A 17,390-nucleotide genomic window follows, 5' to 3' on the forward strand; every position below is an offset into this window, starting at 1 on the left:
CCGGGGACGGCCCGCTCAGGTACGGGTCGCCAGCTCGAACCAGACCACCTTGCCGCCCGAGAGCCGGGTCGCCCCCCAGCGCCGGGCCAGCCGGTTCACCAGGAACAGGCCGCGCCCGCCCTCGTCGGTGTCCCGTGCCCGCCGCTGCCGGGGCAACTGCGGGGAGTCGTCGCCGACCTCGCAGCGCAGCACGTCCGTACGGAGCAGCCGCAGCGTCACCGGCCGCTCCGCGTACCGCACGGCGTTCGTCACGACCTCGCTGATCAGCAGCTCCACCGAGTCCGTGAGGTCCTCCAGGTCCCAGCGGGCCAGCGCCCGCCGGGCGAGCCGCCGGGCACGGCCCGGGGCCGCGTCCTCCGGATCCAGGAACCAGTACGCCACGTCGCTCGGCGCGATCCCGTCGAACCGGGCCGCGAGCAGCGCGATGTCGTCGTCCCGGTCGCCCGGCCCCAGCATGTCGAGGACGTCGTCGCAGAGCGCCTCCAGCGGGGGCGAGTGGTCGGGCCCGGTGAGCTGCGCGGTCGCCGCCAGGCGCTCCCGCAACTGCTCGATCCCCGTCCACACGTCCCGCAGCCGCGACTCCACCAGGCCGTCGGTGTAGAGCAGCAGCGTGGCACCGGCCGGGGCGTCCAGCTCGACCGCCTCGAAGTCCACCCCGCCCACCCCGATCGGGGCGCCCGGCGGCACCCGGAGGACCTCCGCGCGCCCGCCCAGGTGGAGCAGTATCGGCGGCGGATGGCCGGCGTTCGCCACCGTGATCCGGTGCGAGACCGGGTCGTACACCGCGTACAGGCAGGTGGCCATCCGGTTCTCGCCGAGCCGCTGCGCCTGCTCGTCCAGGTGGTGCAGGACCTCCTGCGGCGGCAGGTCGAGCCCGGCCAGGGTCTGCGCGGTGGTGCGCAACTGGCCCATGATCGCCGCCGAGGTCATGGAGTGGCCCATGACGTCGCCCACGACCAGGGCGACCCGGCTGCCGGGCAGCGGGATCGCGTCGTACCAGTCGCCGCCCACCCGGGCCGTCTCGGCCGCCGGCAGGTAGCGCGAGGCGAGCCGGACCCCGGTCGGCTGCGGCAGCGAGTCCGGCAGCATCGTCCGCTGGAGCTCGTCCGCGATGTACGCCTCCCGGCCGTACAGGACGGCCTTGTCGATGCCGAGCGCGGTGTGCGTGGCCAACTGCGCCGCCACCAGGAGGTCGTTCGGCTCGAACCCGGACCGCTCGGGACGGCGCAGGAACACGGCCGCGCCGATCACCCGGCGCCGGCCGCGCAGCGGAGCCAGTATCGCCCGCAGCCCGCCGGGCAGCGGATGGTCGGTGCCGAGCAGCTCGCCCAGCGCCTCCCGGGCGGCGGCGGAGTCGCCGAAGACCGGCCGCACCCCGCGCAGCACCTCGGCGAGCGCCCCTCCGGACCGCACCTCGCAGAGTTCGGCCGCGGGGGTCGGATCCGGATCGGGCACGAGGACGAGCTCCTCGGACTCCGGGTCCGTTAACCGCAGCCGGTCCGTCCGGCGCAGCCGCAGCACGAACGGCGCCACCGGGCGCTCGTCGCCCACCGGCAGCGGATCGCGCAGGTAGACCAGGATCTCGTCGGAGAACGTGGGCACGGTCGCCCGGCACAGGCCGAGCACGATCTCGTCCAGGTCGATGCCGCGGGCGATGCGGCGGGTCGCCGCCCCGACGAACCGCAGCCGCTCGCCCTCGCGCCGCGCCGCGGTGCTCCCGCCGCCGGACGGCTGCGGGGAGACGGCGACGGCCACGGCGCCCGGACCTCCCGGGCCGCCCCCGAGGGGCGCGGCGGGCACGCCGGGCGCCGCCGGGGACTCCGTACCGGGGACCGGCGCTCCGCCCGGCTGCGCGGGCACGTCGGGCAGGCCGGCCGCCGCCTCCTGGCGGGGGCGGGCGCGTTCCTGCGGCCGGGCAGCCAGGGGCTGGCGGCCTTCGTGGGAGGTGGGATGCTCCGTCACGCGTGGGATTCCGTCCGTCCGGGCCGGTGGTGCGATGCACTCGCTCTTCTCGCCGATGCCGCGCCTTCGGCGGGGATAAACCCCTCGTACGCGGCGGATGTGGACGCTCCGCGCGTCACGGCGACGACGGGGCCCTGAACACCCGGGCGGACGTCCGGCACTGCTCTCCCCCTCGTGGGTGACTGGCGGTCAGGTCCAGTGTGCTGTTCGGTCGCTGACGTACTGTTCAGTAGCTCCGACGTGCTGGTCGATCCGTCTCCGACGTGCGGAGGACGATCCTACGTTTGAACCCGGGGGGTGCAACAAGGGTCTCACGGCCCGGTGTGCGCCGGGGTGCGGTCCCAGTCCGCCGGCAGTTCCGGAACGCGCCACGCCGGATCGGGCCGCCAGTGCTCCCAGCCGTCCGAGAACGGCTCCCCCCACGCCCGGATCCGCTCCACCGCGCGCCGCCCGGCGGCCCGCACCTCCGCCGCCTGCTCCGGGCCCATCAGGCCGGACCGCTGGGCCTGCGCGAACTCGTCCTCGTCCCGCCACAGCCAGCTCCGGTCGGGGTAGACGGAGATGTCGAGGAAGTGGTCCTCGGAGTCGAAGCCGCCGGACCAGCGGGTCCGCGGCTCCTCCAGGTTCACGTACCAACTGCGGAAGCGCCAGCCGCGCTCCCAGAACAGCCACACCGACCACGGCTCGCCGGGCCGGGCCAGCTTCAGCACCCCGCTGCCCGCCCAGCGGGCCCGCTCGGTGGTCCGGGGGGCGGTGTAGCGGGTGGCGAGCGGCTCGTCGTGCACGGGGGTGCCGTCGGCGAGCACGGGCCGGACGCACTCGGTGCCGGGCGCCATCCAGACCGCGAGCAGCTCGGGCGTGTCCCGCACGACCGTCACCGGCCGGCAGATGTGCACGGCCCCGGTGCCGTTGCCGCGGTAGCGCCAGAGGACGTGGTCCCCCGGCGCCCAGTGCTGAGAGGCGTCCGATCCTGTCATGCGCAGATCTTAGGGGCGCGCTCCCACCGCCGCTGCGACGCGGGTCACGCACGAGCCGGGCGGCCCCTCCCTACGGGTGCGTCATCCGCAGCACGTCCAGCGCCTCGTCCAGTTGTTCCACCGTGAGGTCGCCCCGCTCGACGTAGCCGGACTCCAGGACCACCTCGCGGATGGTCCTGCGCTCCGCGAGGGACTTCTTGGCGACCTTCGCGGCCTCCTCGTAGCCGATGTACTTGTTGAGCGGGGTGACCACGGACGGCGAGGACTCGGCGTACTCGCGGGCGCGCTCGACGTTGGCCGTGATCCCGTCGACCGTGCGGTCCGCCAGCAGCCGGGAGGCGTTGGCCAGAAGGCGTACGGACTCCAGCAGGTTCTTGGCCATCACCGGCAGCATCACGTTGAGCTCGAAGTTCCCGGCCGCGCCCGCCACCGCCACCGTGGTGTCGTTTCCGGTCACCTGCGCGGCGACCATCAGGACCGCCTCGGGGATCACCGGATTCACCTTGCCCGGCATGATCGAGGAGCCGGGCTGGAGGTCGGGGAGGTTGATCTCGGCCAGGCCCGTGCGCGGCCCGCTGGCCATCCAGCGCAGATCGTTGGCGATCTTGGTGAGGGAGACGGCGATGGTCCTGAGCTGCCCGGACGTCTCCACCAGGCCGTCGCGGGCGCCCTGCGCCTCGAAGTGGTCGCGGGCCTCGGTCAGCGGCAGTCCGGTGGTCCGGGCGACCTCCGCGATGACGGCGGCGGAGAAGCCGGCCGGGGTGTTGATGCCGGTGCCCACCGCCGTACCGCCGAGGGGGAGTTCGGCGAGCCGGAGGAGCGCGCCGCGCAGCCGCTCGACCCCATACCTCACCTGGGCCGCGTAGCCGCCGAACTCCTGGCCGAGGGTGACCGGGGTGGCGTCCATCAGGTGCGTGCGGCCCGACTTCACGACCTTCGCGAATTCGGCCGATTTTCGCTCCAGGGCGGCGGCCAGGTGCTCCAGGGCGGGGATCAGGTCGTGGGCCACGGCGCCGGTCGCCGCGATGTGGATGGAGGACGGGAAGACGTCGTTGGAGGACTGCGAGGCGTTCACGTGGTCGTTGGGGTGCACCTCCCGGCCCTCCGGGAGCCGCTCGGTGGCGAGGGTGGCGATCACCTCGTTGGTGTTCATGTTGGACGAGGTGCCCGAGCCGGTCTGGAAGACGTCCACGGGGAAGTGCGCGTCCCAACGCCCCTCCGCGACCTCCTCCGCCGCCGCGGCGATCGCCTCCGCGCGGTCCGCGTCGATCACCCCGAGCCGGGCGTTGACCTGGGCGGCGGCGGCCTTGATCCGGGCCAGGGCCTCGATGTGGGCGCGCTCCAGGCGCTGGCCCGAGATCGGGAAGTTCTCCACCGCCCGCTGGGTCTGGGCCCGCCACTTGGCGTGTGCGGGGACCCGCACCTCGCCCATGGAGTCGTGCTCGATCCGGAAGTCCCGGTCGTCCCCGCCGTGCTGCTCGCTGTCGTTCATCTTCTTCAACCTCCCGTAAAAGGTGAGCACTTGTCTTGTTCGATGTATTCCCAAGGCGCGTACCGGCCAGTAAAAACCGTGGGTAACCCCACTTCCAGGAGGCGCAATGACGCGCACCAGGTACAGGTTCCGCCGACCCGTCGCCGCCGTCGCCACGGCCGCCGCGGTCCTCGGAACGATGATCGCGGCCGCCGCTCCCGCCGGCGCGGCCGACACGACCGCGGGTACGAGGACCGCCGCCACCGCTTCCGTGCCCCTCCCGCCCGCCCTGGAGGCGATCCGGGCGGCCGAGGCCACCAAGATCTACGGAAGCCCCGAGGAACGCCCGCTCGACCAGCGCAAGAGCGGCCTGATCTCGCTCGGTGACAGCGAGATCTCCGGCGAGGGCGTCGGCACCTACGAACCCCCCACCAACGGCCCCTCCAACTGGTGTCACCGCTCGCCCGACGCCGCCGTCCACCGCACCGGGATCGCCGCGGACCTCACCTTCAACGTCTCCTGCTCCGGCGCGTACACCGGAAACATCAAGCTCGGCGGCTCCCCGCAGTACGCCGACGAACTCGTCCAGAGCGACAGCCTCGCCATCAAGGCCCGCAACACCCGCGTCAAGATGGTCCTGCTCGTCGCCGGGGCCAACGACGACCTCCAGTTCGGCCCCGTCATGACCGACTGCGTCACCCGCTACCTGCTCAGCCAGGGCGCCTGCGAGCCCAAGTACGCCCCCACCTGGCAGGCCCGCGTCGACGGACTCGTCCCCAAGGTCGAGCAGACCGTCCGCGACCTCAGGACGGTCATGCGCGACGCCGGGTACGCCGACGGCGACTACAAGCTCGTCCTCATGGGCTACCCCAGCCCGATCGGCCCCGACTTCCGCGACAACCCGAACTTCCCCGGCAAGCTGGTCTGCGGCGGCATGGGGTACGACTCCGACACCGTCTGGGGCCGGAACACCGCCGTCCCCGCCTTCGAGCGCGGCATGCGGAAGGCCGCCGCGTCCACCGGCGCCATCTACCTCGACAACTCCCGCCTCTTCCACGGCCACGAGGTCTGCACGGAGGACCCCTGGGCCCGGGGCCTCTACATCGACCTCTCCAAGCCCGGCCTCCCGGACGAGAACTCGGTCCGGCAGTCCTTCCACCCCAACGCGCGCGGGCACGCCGCCTTCGCCTCCTGCCTCACCCAGCTCTACGCCTCGGGCCTGCGCGAGGCGAGCTGCGCCGACGTGAACTCCACCGGGAGGCCCACCCTCTTCCCGCTCGCCTGGGACGACGCCTACCGCCCGCTGAGGAACCAGGCGACCGGCGACTGCCTGGACGTCGACGCGGCCACCAGCGCCAACGGCACCCGGGTCCTCGGCTGGGACTGCCACGACGGCCGCAACCAGACCTGGTGGTACGACTCCGCCCGGCAGACCGTCCACACCGGCCTCACCCAGGACCGCTGCCTGGACGTGCCCGACCTCCAGTACCGCGCCGGCACCGGCCTGATCCTCTGGAACTGCCACGGCGGCGCCAACCAGAGGTTCGTCCGCGACGGCGCCACCCTCCGGCCCGCCGCCGCGACCGGCACGTGCCTCACCCAGGGCGCGGCGAAGGAGCAGATCAGGCTCCGGGCCTGCGACGGCTCCGCGAGCCAGAAGTTCGCGTAGCCGCTCGTTCCACGGCGACGCCGTGGCCCCCGTCCCCTGCCGGACGGGGGCCACGGCCACGGCTCAGAGCACCTTCAGGGTCGTACGGGCCAGCTCGTACGCCGGGACCATCGCCCGGTGCTCCTCGGTGTCCATGCCGCCGAGGTGGACGACGACCGCGCCCTTCGGGGTGGCGACGGCGAAGGCGCGCTCCTCCTTCTCCTCGTCGAGGAGTTCGCTCCGCACCGTGTAGGCCACCTCGACGGCGGGCAGCGCGCCCGCCGTCGTCTCCCGGTACGCGGCGCCGGAGCTCCCCTTCTCCGCCTTCACGAAGGCTTCGAGGAGGGCCCGGGCGGACGAGGAGGCGGAGCCCTTCTCCGCCGTCCACACCCGCAGGAAGCCGATGTGTCCGGCCGGCTTGGCGTCCACCTCGCAGCGGACGGTGGCCGGCCCCTGGCGGGTGAGCACCGCGAACTCCGGGTCCTCCGGGTTCCTGACCGCCTTCGGCTCCCACGCCTGCGCGAGGGAGAAGGAGACCGGCAGCGGACAGGCCGTCCCCGGCCCGCCGAGGGAGGCCGCCGCGACGGCCGCGCCCGGCGCCCCGGCGTCCGAGGGCCTCGCGGTCGTCGGCTTCGCGGCCGTCGGGCGCGGCCCCGGGGTGACCTCCGGGAGCGGCTCGGGGCCGCCGCAGCCGGTCAGCAGCGGCCCCGCCGCGAGGAGGACGGGGAGCAGGAGCCGTATCGAAGGTCTCATGATCGGCAGACTAACCCCGGGCCGGCCCCGCGAGGACGTCAGGAGAGCTTGCCGCCGTAGTCCGGGAGCTTGAAGGTGCGCTCGGCGTGACCGCCGACGAGGTCGCCGGTGTTGTTGCCGATGTTCGCGACGATCGTGTAGCCCTTGGCCTCGATCTCCGCGCGCTTCTCCGTCTTGTACGCGCTGACCTCGGCGAACAGGTCGGGCAGCGAGCGCACGTACAGGCCGTCGACCGGGTAGCCGGCCTTCTTCAGGTTCCAGTCGGTGAGCCCGTGGACGATCCCGGGGCGGGCGGTGACGAAGAAGACGGCCACCCCGCGCGCGTGGGCGTCCCGGACGAGGGCGCGGACCTCGGCGATGGCCGGGGTGGGCAGCTCCCAGAACGGGTGGAAGTCCGTCTCCAGGGAGCTGTTGTCGACGTCGAGGACGAGCGCCTGCTTCTCGCGTCCGGCGTCCTTCGCGCGCTCCTCGACGTACGGACGCGCCTCGGCGACGACGGCCGCCACGTCACGGCGCCAGGTGCCGTAGTCGATGCCGGCGAGCGCGGCGGTCGACACCACGTGGGCGTCCGGGTCGGAGGAGACGGACGCGGTGGCGGCGGAGGCGGCGGGCGCGGGCCCGACGACGAGGACGGCGGAGAGGGCCAGCGCGGCGGTGGAACCGGCGGCGGCGCGCCTGCGGAGGGGGGTGGAGGGCATGGGGGGCTCCCGAGAGGTCGACCGACTCAGTGGTTGACATGCTCGCGACTCATACTGACGGGTAGGCCACGGGAGGACCACCGGTCGGTGGCGACTTTCCGACCGCCCGTCGCCGAGGGGGAGTTCCGCTTCCGGCAAGGTGCCGTACGGGTGACGTGCGTCCCGTTGTGGACCCGCTCCGGCCCGCCGGATGATCGGAGGACCGAACGGGAGGGAGCGCCATGCGGTACGCCGAGGGGCCGAGCGCACACTGTGACATCCACGTCGGGGCGGCCGTGCCGCGGGTCTGGGAGCTGGTGACCGACATCCTGCTGCCCGCCAGGTTCAGCCCGGAACTGTGCCGCGCCGCCTGGCTCGACGGCGCGGAAGGCCCCCGGGTGGGCGCGCGCTTCGAGGGCCACAACCACCACCGGCTGCTCGGCGAGTGGCGGACCGTCTCCCACGTGACCGAGCTGGAGGCCGCGGGCGAGCGGCGGGTGTTCGCCTGGGCCGTCACGGACGCGGACGGCCGCTACGGCGGCCCGGCACCGGACCCGGCGCGCCCCATGGCGACCTGGCGCTACGACCTCGCGCCCGAGGACGGCGGCACCCGGCTCCGCCAGTCGGCCCGCCTCGGCCCGGCCCGCAGCGGCGTCTCCCTGGCCCTCGACCGGTGGCCGGACCGCGAGGAGCGGATCGTCGCCGCCCGCGTCGAGGAACTGCGCGCGGGCATGGAGAAGACCCTCGCGGGCATCAAGTCCCTGGCGGAACGGAGCGCGTGAAGGGAAGAGCCCCCGTGCCGCTGACGGCCGGGGGCTCTCCGGGGTGCTGCCGCCGGCTCAGGCGAGGCCGGGGCCGCGCACCGGAATGTGCGTGAACGTCGGCTCCGGCGCCGGGTTCTGGAAGAAGTCGTTCCCCTTGTCGTCGACGACGATGAACGCCGGGAAGTCCTCGACCTCGATCTTCCAGACCGCCTCCATGCCGAGCTCCTCGTACTCGACGACCTCGACCTTCTTGATGCAGTCCTGCGCCAGGCGCGCCGCCGGGCCGCCGATCGAGCCGAGGTAGAAGCCGCCGTGGCCGCCGCACGCGTCCGTGACCTGCTTCGAGCGGTTGCCCTTGGCCAGCATGACCTTCGAGCCGCCCGCCGCCTGGAACTGCTCCACGTACGAGTCCATGCGGCCGGCCGTCGTCGGGCCGAAGGAACCGGAGGCGTACCCCTCGGGGGTCTTCGCCGGGCCCGCGTAGTACACCGGGTGGTCCTTCAGGTACTGCGGCATCTCCTCGCCCGCGTCCAGGCGCTCCTTGATCTTGGCGTGCGCGATGTCGCGCGCCACGACCAGCGGGCCGGTCAGCGAGAGGCGGGTCTTGACCGGGTACCTGGTCAGCTCGGCGAGGATCTCGTCCATCGGCTGGTTGAGGTCGATCCGCACGACGTCGGAGGCCTCGTCGAGGTGCTCGTCGGTGGTCTCGGGGAGGAACCGCGCCGGGTCCGTCTCCAACTGCTCCAGGAAGACGCCCTCGGCGGTGATCTTCGCGACGGCCTGGCGGTCGGCCGAGCAGGAGACGGCGATGGCGACGGGCAGCGAGGCGCCGTGGCGCGGCAGGCGCACCACGCGCACGTCGTGGCAGAAGTACTTGCCGCCGAACTGGGCGCCGATGCCGATCCTCTGCGTCAGCTCGAAGACCTTCTCCTCCAGCTCCTTGTCGCGGAAGCCGTGGCCGGTCTCGGCCGAGCCCTCGGTGGGCAGCTCGTCCAGGTAGTGCGCGGAGGCGTACTTCGCGGTCTTCAGGGCGAACTCGGCGCTGGTGCCGCCGACGACGATCGCCAGGTGGTACGGCGGGCAGGCGGCCGTGCCGAGCGAGCGGATCTTCTCCTCCAGGAACTTCATCATGGAGGCCTCGTTGAGGACCGCCTTGGTCTCCTGGTAGAGGAAGGACTTGTTGGCGGAGCCGCCGCCCTTGGCCATGAAGAGGAACTTGTACGCGCCGCCGTCGGTCGCGTACAGCTCGATCTGCGCGGGCAGGTTCGAGCCGGTGTTCTTCTCCTCCCACATGGTGACCGGGGCCATCTGCGAGTACCGCAGGTTGAGCTTGGTGTACGCGTCGTAGACGCCCTTGGACAGGGCCTCCTCGTCGCGGCCGGAGGTCAGCACGTTCTGGCCGCGCTTGCCCATGACGATCGCGGTGCCGGTGTCCTGGCACATCGGGAGGACGCCGGCGGCGGCGATGTTCGCGTTCTTGAGCAGGTCGAGCGCGACGAACTTGTCGTTGCCCGACGCCTCCGGGTCGTCGATGATCCGGCGCAACTGGGCCAGGTGGGCCGGGCGCAGGAAGTGCTGGATGTCGTGGACGGCCTCGGCGGCCAGTCGCCGCAGCGCCTCGGGCTCGACCTTGAGGAACGTACGCCCGTCGGCCTCGAAGGTGGAGACGCCTTCGGCGGTCACCAGGCGGTAGGGCGTGGTGTCCTCTCCCAGGGGGAGCAGATCGAAGTACGAAAACTCTGGCATGACGGCGGTCATTCCTCACTCGGCGGGCAGCGGCGCCGCCTCCGTTGGCAACGCGCCCTCCAGCGTAGAACGCCTCCGTTTCGACGGTCCTGTGAGGTAAGGCTCACTTGGCCCGATCATGCTCCGCCGCGCTTTCGTCCACAGGTCCCGGCCCCGCCCCCTGGTCGCGATCTATCGCGTTTCGCTAGGCTGGTTCCGTGGACCTCGAAAAGCAGCCCGAACCCGAGAAGCAGCCGCAGCCGCAGCGGTCGGCCGCCCCCGCCGAGACCGCCCCCGCGGCCCCCGCCTTCGCCGATCCGCAGGGCTCGCTGCGGGCCTCGGACGCGGACCGGGACCGGATCGCCGACATCCTCAGGGACGCCCTGGCCGAGGGGCGGCTCGACGCCGAGGAGCACTCGGACCGGATCGACGCGGTCTACCGGGCCAAGACGGTCGGGGAGCTGGAGCCGATCGTCCGCGACCTGCCGGCCGCCCGGACCTCCCGGCCGGCGCCGGACCCGGCCTACGCCTACGGGCCCGACGACCAGGACGGCGAGCCGGAGAACCTCGTCGCGATCTTCTCCAGCACCACCCGCAAGGGCCGCTGGCGGGTGAGCCGCCGGACGAGCGCCTTCGCGTTCTTCGGCAACATCGAGATCGACCTGACCGAGGCGATCTTCGCCCAGCGCCTGACCACGATCAACGCCACCTCGATCTTCGGCAACGTCGAGGTGCGGGTCCCGGAGAACATCAGCCTGCGCGGCAACGGCAGCGGGATCTTCGGGAACTTCGAGGTCGTCACCCTGGAGGGCGTCGACCCGCAGGCCCCGGTCGTCGTCATCAACGGCTACTCGGTCTTCGGGAACGTCGAGGCGCGGCCCAAGCGCGGCAAGTGGATCACGGACCTCCAGGACAGGATGCGCAAACACCTCGGCCACTGACGGGAGTTCGCGGGCGGGGCGGCGATCCGGGACGGGTGACCGGAATCCGCCGTCGCCCCTCCGCAGTCCGGAACGGCGCGGTACCCAGTGCATAGGCGCGCGCACAGCGGGTAAGGCTCGTGGCATCGCCCCTCGCCCGCGAAGTCGTCGTCAGTCGTCAGGAGTAGACCGTGCTGCAACTGCCGCATCAGCCCCTCCAGGCCGTCGCCGTCCCCCCCGCCCGCACCCCGGCCCGGGAGGACGAGGGCGGCCCGTGGCACGCGGAAGCGGTGTGCCGCCGTGACGAGGCGGGACTCTTCTTCGCCCCCTCCAAGGAGCCGACGGCCGCGCGCCTCGCCCGCGAGGAGGCCGCCAAGCGGGTCTGCGCGCGCTGTCCGGTGATGGTCGAGTGCCGCGAGCACGCGCTGCTCCAGCCCGAGCCGTACGGGGTGTGGGGCGGGCTCACGGCGGCGGAGCGCCGCGTGGTCCTCGCCCGGCGCCGGCGGCGCGAGGTGGAGCTGAGGAAGGCGGCCGCGACGGAGCGGATCGCCAAGGCGGGCTGACCGGGGGGCGGAGCCGGGACGCCGGACCCGGAGGACGGGACCGGAGCCGGGCACGGAGACCTTCGTCGGCCCGTACGGGAAGGGGCGCCCCCACCGCACATGGGGGCGCCCCTCTTCGTACCGTCCGCGGGCCCGGCCCGCCCGGCCGCGGCCTACTTCGCGCGGTCGAAGTCGATCTTGCTGTACGCGCGCAGCTTCGAGAGCCGGTGCGTGGAGTCGATCTGGCGGATCGTGCCGGACTTCGAGCGCATGACCAGGGACTGCGTGGTCGCCGTCTCGGCGCGGTAGCGCACCCCGCGCAGCAGCTCGCCGTCGGTGATGCCGGTCGCGACGAAGAAGACGTTGTCGCCGCTGACCAGGTCGTCGGTGGAGAGCACCCGGTCCAGGTCGTGGCCCGCGTCGAGCGCCTTCTGCCGCTCGGCGTCGTCCTTCGGCCACAGCTTGCCCTGGATCACGCCGCCGAGGCACTTGATCGCGCAGGCGGAGATGATGCCCTCGGGGGTGCCGCCGATGCCCATGAGCATGTCGACGCCGGTGCCCTCGCGGACGGCCATGATCGAACCGGCGACGTCGCCGTCCGAGATGAACTTGATCCGGGCCCCGGTCTCGCGGATCTCCTTGACGATGCCCTCGTGGCGGGGGCGGTCCAGGATGACGACCGTGATGTCCTCGGGCGAGGAGTTCTTCGCCCTGGCGACCCGGCGGATGTTGACCGAGACGGGGGCGTTGATGTCGACGAAGTCGGCGGCCTCGGGGCCGGTGACCAGCTTGTCCATGTAGAAGACCGCGGACGGGTCGAACATGGTGCCGCGGTCGGCGGCGGCCAGGACGGCGATCGCGTTCGGCATGCCCTTGGCGTTGAGCGTGGTGCCGTCGATCGGGTCGACGGCGATGTCGACCTCGGCGCCGGTGCCGTCGCCGACCCGCTCGCCGTTGAAGAGCATCGGGGCTTCGTCCTTCTCGCCCTCGCCGATGACGACGACGCCGTCCATCGAGACGGTGGAGATCAGGGTCCGCATGGCGTTGACCGCCGCGCCGTCCGCGCCGATCTTGTCGCCCCGGCCGACCCAGCGTCCCGCGGCCATGGCGGCGGCCTCGGTGACGCGCACCAGTTCGAGGGCGAGGTTGCGGTCGGGGGCCTCGGGAGAGACCTCCAGCTCGGGCGGGAGGGTGTGCTCGGTCATCGGGGCGCACCTTTCTGTACGGCGACGGCCGCAAAATAAGAGGGTCCTGTGACTCTATCGTCAGGTCGACAAAATGAGCAGAGGGGCCCACGTATGAGCACGGGACCGTGATGCGACCATGGGGAGCGTGGCAGGTATGCGAGGCAGGCAGACGGTACGCGGGATGTTCCAGTCCCTCGGTGTGATCATGGTCGCCGCGGGCGTGATGTATCTCTTCATCCCGCACGACGAGCACGCGGACCCGGTGGAGGCGAAGGACTACCGGGTCGAGCTCCTGACGGCCCAGCGGGCGGCGCCGTATCCGGTGCTGGCCCCCGAGGGCCTCGAAAAGGGCTGGAAGGCGACGGTCGTCTCGTACAAGCGGGAGAAGGCCGACGCCTGGCAGCTCGGCTTCCTCTCCCCGGACACCCAGTACGTGGCGATCCACCAGTCGACGGCGGAGCCGGGCAAGTTCGTGCCCGACGTGACCCACAAGGCGAAGGACACCGGGAAGACCCGGACGGTGGGCGGGCAGGTCTGGCACCGCTGGGAGGGCCCGAAGTACGACGCGCTCGTGCGGACGGAGGGTGGCGCGACGACCGTGGTGACCGGCACGGCGTCCTTCGAGCGGCTGGCCGAGATGGCGGGCTCGCTCCGGTCGCGGAAGGTCTGAGCGGTACCTCGGGATATACGGGAAAGGGCCCCGCACTCGTGGAGTGCGGGGCCCTTCGCCGTGTCCGTACGGGCCGTGGTCACCGGTCCCGGGCGTCTCAGACGGTGGTGACGACCTCGTCGAAGGAGAGGCGCGGGGAGCGCGGGAACCAGGCCTCCTCGCCCGGCTTGCCGATGTTGACGACCATCAGCGGGGTGTGGTCGGCGTCGAGGAACTCCTTCTGGACGCCGGCGAAGTCCAGGCCGGTCATCGGGCCGGCGGCCAGGCCGGCGGCGCGGACGCCGACGATGAAGTACGCGGCCTGGAGGGCGGCGTTCAGCAGGGCGGACTGCTCGCGGACCGGGCGCTCGGCGAAGAACATGTCCTTGGCCTGCGGGAAGTGCGGGAGCAGGGCCGGCAGGTCCTCGTGGAACTCGTTGTCGGCGGAGAGGATCGCGACGAGCGGGGCGGTGGCGGTCTTCGGCCGGTTGCCCTCGGCCATGTGCTTGACCAGGCGCTCGCGGGCCTCGGGGGAGCGGACCAGGGTGATGCGCAGCGGGGTCTGGTTGAAGGCGGTGGGGCCGTACTTCACCAGGTCGTAGATCGCCTGCACCTGCTCGTCGGTCACCGGCTCGTCGGTGAACGTGTTGGCGGTGCGGGCCTCGCGGAAGAGGAGGTCCTGGGCGGCGGGGTCAAGGGCGAGAGACATGCTGCGTACCTTCCGGACTGCGCAAAACTGCACAAGGTGGGGGTTGCTCGTACAGAGTTCGAGCGACGTCCTCGACAGTACGCCCATGATTGGTGAAAGTTCAACTATCCAATCCGGATAGTGATCCGCTTCACTCGTGAGTCTACGCCAGGAGCGGCGCGCCCCGGAAGGCCGATCCGTCGGCACCCGGAAGGTCACCCCTCGTCGGCGCCCGGAAGGTCACTCCTCGTCCTCCCCGTCCTCGCCGTCCTCCCCGTCCGCGTCCGCGGCGAGCGCGGCGTCCAGGCGGGCCCGGGCGCCCTCCAGACGGAGCCGGCACACCTTCGCCAGCTCCTCGCCCCGCTCCCAGAGGGCGAGGGAGTCCTCCAGGGTGGTCCCGCCCGCCTCCAGCCGCCGGACGACCTCGATCAGCTCGTCCCGCGCCTGCTCGTACCCGAGCGCCGCCCCGTCCGTGCCCTTGCCCGTGCTCGTACCCGCTGCCATGTCCGTCCTTCTGCCGATCCGTCGAGATGATGTGATGGGTGGTTGGTGGTGCGGCCTCCGGCAGGCCGCTCAGCCGGCGTCCGCCACGCGCCGCACCGCGAACTCGCCCTCCGCGACCCGGGCCCGCAGCTCCTCGTCCCCGGCGACCTCGCCGGGGGAGCGGACCACCGTGCCGTCCGCCCGCTGGAGCACCGCGTACCCCCGTTCGAGGGTCGCGGCGGGCGACAGCGCCCGGACCCGCGCCCGCGTGTGCGAGAGCTCCGAGTCGGCCCGGTCGAGGAGGTGGCCGAGGACCCGCCGGCTCCGGGCGAGCAGCGCGGACACCTCGTCCTCGCGGACCCCGACCATGCGCAGCGGCTGCTCCATGACGGGCCGCGCGAGCGCGTGCGCCAGGCCGCGCTCCTCCCGGTCCAGGAGCCCCTGCACGGTCCGCAGCGCCCGGTCGCGCAGGCCGCGCACCCGCTCCAGCTCCTCGCCGACGTCCGGGACGACCTTCTTGGCCGCGTCCGTCGGCGTTGAGGCGCGCAGGTCGGCCACCAGGTCGAGCAGGGGCGAGTCCGGCTCGTGCCCGATCGCGGAGACCACCGGCGTACGGCAGTCGGCCACGGCCCGGACGAGCTGCTCGTCCGAGAACGGCAGCAGGTCCTCGACGCTGCCGCCGCCCCGGGCCACGACGATCACGTCCACGTCCTCGTCCGCGTCGAGCTCCCGGACCGCCTGGACGACCTGCGGGACGGCCTTCACGCCCTGCACCGCGACGTTCCGCACCTCGAAGGCGACGGCGGGCCAGCGGCGGCGCGCGTTCTCCAGGACGTCCCGCTCGGCCGCCGACGCGCGGCCGCAGACGAGGCCGATCCGGCGCGGCAGGAACGGCAGCGGCCTCTTCCGGTCGAGCGCGAACAGCCCCTCGGCGGCCAGGGTCCGCTTCAGTTGTTCGAGCCGGGCGAGCAGCTCCCCGATCCCCACCGGCTTGATCTCGGCGGCCCGCAGCGAGAGCTGTCCGCGCGGCGCGTACCACTCGGGCTTGGCGTGCACGACGACCCTGGCGCCCTCCGACACGAGGTCCGCGACCGCGTCGAAGACCTGCCGGTAGCAGGTGACGCCGATCGAGACGTCGTACGAGGGGTCCCGCAGCGTCAGGAAGACGACCCCGGCCCCGGGGCGCCGCGACAACTGGGTGATCTGCCCCTCGACCCAGACGGCTCCGAGCCGGTCGATCCACCCCCCGATCATCCGGGAGACCTCACCGACGGGCAGCGGCGTTTCGGCGGACGTAGTCAGAGCCATGGACCGAGCGTAACGGCGCGGTACGACAACGTCAGGACGGCGTACGGGGGGGTGGGGCGGGTGCCGGAGCGGGCCCCGGTCCGGACCTCGGCCCCGGTCGGACCGGGTCCCGGTCCGCACGGCCCCGACCCGGGCCCGGTCCGTACGGCCCGCGCCCCGCCCCGCGCGGCCGCCCGTGCTCACCGCGTCCGCGCGGCCCCCTGGACGGCCAGCACCACCAGGCCGATCCCCAGCCAGACCACGCCCACCACCTGGGCCGCCGCCGAGGCCTCGACGATGACCGCGACCAGGATCGCCGCGCCGACGACCGGCGCCACCACGTGCTTCAGCACGTGCGGCGGCCCCTCCGCCCGGCGGACGGCGAACCAGCCCACCACGCTCGCGTGCAGCAGGACGAAGGCGGTGAGCGCGCCCACGTCGACCACCGACACCAGGTGGTCGAGGCCGTCGTCCCGCCGCGCCGCCCACACCGCCGCCACCATCGTCACCGCGGCGGACACCAGCAGCGCCACGCGCGGCACGCCCCCGTCCGTACGGGCGAGCAGGTGTGGCAGCCGCCGGTCGCGGCCCATCGCGAAGAGCAGCCGCCCGCCGGCCGCCTGCCCCGCGAGCGCCGCGAAGGCCGCGCCGATCGCCTTGGAGGCGGCCACCAGGTCGTGCAGCCAGTCGCCGACCGAGGTGTCCACGGCGTCGTAGAAGGCGGAGCCCTGCTTGCCGGGGTCGGCGGCGAGCTCGGCCGAGGAGACCGGTTCCAGCAGCGCCACCAGCCAGGTCTGCGCCACGAAGAGCGTGCCCGCGAGCGCCAGGCAGAACAGCAGCGCCCGCGCCACCTTCGCCGAGCCGCCGGTGACCTCCTCCGCGAAGGAGGCGATCGCGTCGAAGCCCAGGTAGGAGAGGACGGCGACCGAGACCGCGCCGATCACCGCCGCGAGCGAGAACGACGCGTCGCCGGTCAGCGGCGACCACCAGTCGCGCTGCGCCCCGTCCCGTACGAGCACCACCACGGCCGACGCGACGAAGACGAGGAGGACGACGATCTCCAGGGCGAGCACCGCGAAGCCGACGCGGGCCGCCGCCCGCACGCCCCACAGGTTGAGCAGGGTGGTGAGGACCACGGCGATCCCGGTCCACACCCACCGGTCGACCGCCGGGACCAGCGCCTCCATGGCGATGCCCGCGAAGAGGTAGGCGACGGCGGGGATCAGCAGGTAGTCGAGCATCGCCATCCACCCGGCGACGAAGCCCGGCCCCTCCCCGAGGCCCTTGCGCGCGTAGGTGAAGACGGAGCCGGCCTGCGGGGCGACCCGCACCATCTGGGCGTAGCTGAACGCCGTGAACGCCATGGCGACCGTCGCCACCACGTACACGAGCGCGACCGCGCCGTGCGACTTGGCGTCGAGCGTCCCGAAGACGCCGACGGGAGCCATGGGCGCGATGAAGAGCAGCCCGTAGACGACCAGGTCACGGAACCCGAGGTTCCGCCGGAGCCCCGTGTGCTCCGTACCGCCGCCACCGCTGCCGCCACCGCCGTCGTTCCCGCCCGCCGCCACCTGCGATTCCTCGGCCATGGGGCCAGTTTCGGCCACGAGGGCGGGGGAATCGCTGAGCGACGCGGCGGTGGTGGTGGACCGGGTCC

16 protein-coding genes are annotated in these 17,390 nt (G+C 72.9%); 5 read left to right on the top strand and 11 right to left on the bottom strand.

Annotated elements, in window-relative coordinates; translation table 11 throughout:
* Positions 1 to 15: 15 nt before the first annotated feature.
* From ACFYNX_RS18045 to ACFYNX_RS18055, 3 genes are all read right to left on the bottom strand, one after another.
* Complete coding sequence (locus tag ACFYNX_RS18045) at positions 16 to 1,962, bottom strand: ATP-binding SpoIIE family protein phosphatase (RefSeq protein WP_365546010.1); 1,947 nt, start codon at positions 1,960 to 1,962, stop codon at positions 16 to 18.
* A gap of 311 nt (positions 1,963 to 2,273) precedes the next feature.
* Positions 2,274 to 2,939: a DUF402 domain-containing protein gene (locus ACFYNX_RS18050; protein WP_125663281.1), complete on the bottom strand. Its 666-nt coding sequence runs from the start codon at positions 2,937 to 2,939 to the stop codon at positions 2,274 to 2,276.
* A 70-nt stretch (positions 2,940 to 3,009) separates the two neighbouring features.
* Positions 3,010 to 4,431 carry a class II fumarate hydratase gene (locus ACFYNX_RS18055; RefSeq protein WP_388662415.1) on the bottom strand — a complete coding sequence of 474 codons (1,422 nt, stop codon included), beginning with the start codon at positions 4,429 to 4,431 and terminating at the stop codon, positions 3,010 to 3,012.
* Between the two features lie 106 nt (positions 4,432 to 4,537).
* On the opposite strand from ACFYNX_RS18055, the gene ACFYNX_RS18060 reads away from it, so the two are divergent.
* The gene (locus ACFYNX_RS18060; RefSeq protein ID WP_388662417.1) at positions 4,538 to 6,079 is read left to right on the top strand and encodes a ricin-type beta-trefoil lectin domain protein; all 1,542 of its coding nucleotides are present in this window, start codon (positions 4,538 to 4,540) and stop codon (positions 6,077 to 6,079) included.
* Positions 6,080 to 6,142: 63 nt separating this feature from the next.
* Here the strand turns inward: ACFYNX_RS18060 and ACFYNX_RS18065 are convergent, their stop codons facing one another.
* Positions 6,143 to 6,811: a lipoprotein gene (locus tag ACFYNX_RS18065; protein ID WP_388662419.1), complete on the bottom strand. Its 669-nt coding sequence runs from the start codon at positions 6,809 to 6,811 to the stop codon at positions 6,143 to 6,145.
* Between the two features lie 38 nt (positions 6,812 to 6,849).
* Entirely contained in the window at positions 6,850 to 7,509 is a 660-nt protein-coding gene (locus ACFYNX_RS18070; RefSeq protein ID WP_388662421.1) for an HAD family acid phosphatase, read from the bottom strand.
* Positions 7,510 to 7,730: 221 nt separating this feature from the next.
* Here ACFYNX_RS18070 and ACFYNX_RS18075 point away from each other — a divergent pair, with 221 nt between their 5' ends.
* A complete protein-coding gene (locus tag ACFYNX_RS18075; protein ID WP_388662423.1) occupies positions 7,731 to 8,270 on the top strand; it encodes an SRPBCC family protein in 540 nt (179 codons plus the stop codon).
* Positions 8,271 to 8,327: 57 nt separating this feature from the next.
* On the opposite strand, the gene ACFYNX_RS18080 is transcribed toward ACFYNX_RS18075, so the two are convergent.
* Entirely contained in the window at positions 8,328 to 9,998 is a 1,671-nt protein-coding gene (locus tag ACFYNX_RS18080) for a fumarate hydratase (protein WP_388662425.1), read from the bottom strand.
* 197 nt (positions 9,999 to 10,195) lie between these two features.
* On the opposite strand from ACFYNX_RS18080, the gene ACFYNX_RS18085 reads away from it, so the two are divergent.
* Together ACFYNX_RS18085 and ACFYNX_RS18090 are read left to right on the top strand one after the other, a co-directional pair.
* Positions 10,196 to 10,918, top strand: a complete 723-nt coding sequence (locus ACFYNX_RS18085; protein ID WP_365546030.1) for a DUF1707 domain-containing protein — start codon at positions 10,196 to 10,198, stop codon at positions 10,916 to 10,918.
* Between the two features lie 170 nt (positions 10,919 to 11,088).
* The gene (locus ACFYNX_RS18090; RefSeq protein WP_053645841.1) at positions 11,089 to 11,460 is read left to right on the top strand and encodes a WhiB family transcriptional regulator; all 372 of its coding nucleotides are present in this window, start codon (positions 11,089 to 11,091) and stop codon (positions 11,458 to 11,460) included.
* Between the two features lie 152 nt (positions 11,461 to 11,612).
* Here ACFYNX_RS18090 and glpX read toward each other — a convergent pair whose 3' ends face one another.
* Entirely contained in the window at positions 11,613 to 12,644 is a 1,032-nt protein-coding gene (glpX, locus tag ACFYNX_RS18095; RefSeq protein WP_053645839.1) for a class II fructose-bisphosphatase, read from the bottom strand.
* Positions 12,645 to 12,762: 118 nt separating this feature from the next.
* On the opposite strand from glpX, the gene ACFYNX_RS18100 reads away from it, so the two are divergent.
* Positions 12,763 to 13,296, top strand: a complete 534-nt coding sequence (locus ACFYNX_RS18100; RefSeq protein WP_388662428.1) for a DUF4245 domain-containing protein — start codon at positions 12,763 to 12,765, stop codon at positions 13,294 to 13,296.
* 97 nt (positions 13,297 to 13,393) lie between these two features.
* Here the strand turns inward: ACFYNX_RS18100 and ACFYNX_RS18105 are convergent, their stop codons facing one another.
* From ACFYNX_RS18105 to ACFYNX_RS18120, 4 genes are all read right to left on the bottom strand, one after another.
* Entirely contained in the window at positions 13,394 to 13,984 is a 591-nt protein-coding gene (locus tag ACFYNX_RS18105) for a malonic semialdehyde reductase (protein ID WP_125667034.1), read from the bottom strand.
* Between the two features lie 219 nt (positions 13,985 to 14,203).
* On the bottom strand, positions 14,204 to 14,467 hold the full coding sequence (locus ACFYNX_RS18110; protein WP_388662430.1) for an exodeoxyribonuclease VII small subunit: 264 nt from the start codon (positions 14,465 to 14,467) through the stop codon (positions 14,204 to 14,206).
* A gap of 69 nt (positions 14,468 to 14,536) precedes the next feature.
* A complete protein-coding gene (gene xseA / locus ACFYNX_RS18115; protein ID WP_365546041.1) occupies positions 14,537 to 15,754 on the bottom strand; it encodes an exodeoxyribonuclease VII large subunit in 1,218 nt (405 codons plus the stop codon).
* A gap of 179 nt (positions 15,755 to 15,933) precedes the next feature.
* Complete coding sequence (locus ACFYNX_RS18120; RefSeq protein ID WP_388662432.1) at positions 15,934 to 17,322, bottom strand: APC family permease; 1,389 nt, start codon at positions 17,320 to 17,322, stop codon at positions 15,934 to 15,936.
* Between the last annotated feature and the right edge of the window lie 68 nt (positions 17,323 to 17,390).

It is taken from the genome of Streptomyces sp. NPDC007872, from assembly GCF_042868165.1.
GTDB lineage: Bacteria > Actinomycetota > Actinomycetes > Streptomycetales > Streptomycetaceae > Streptomyces.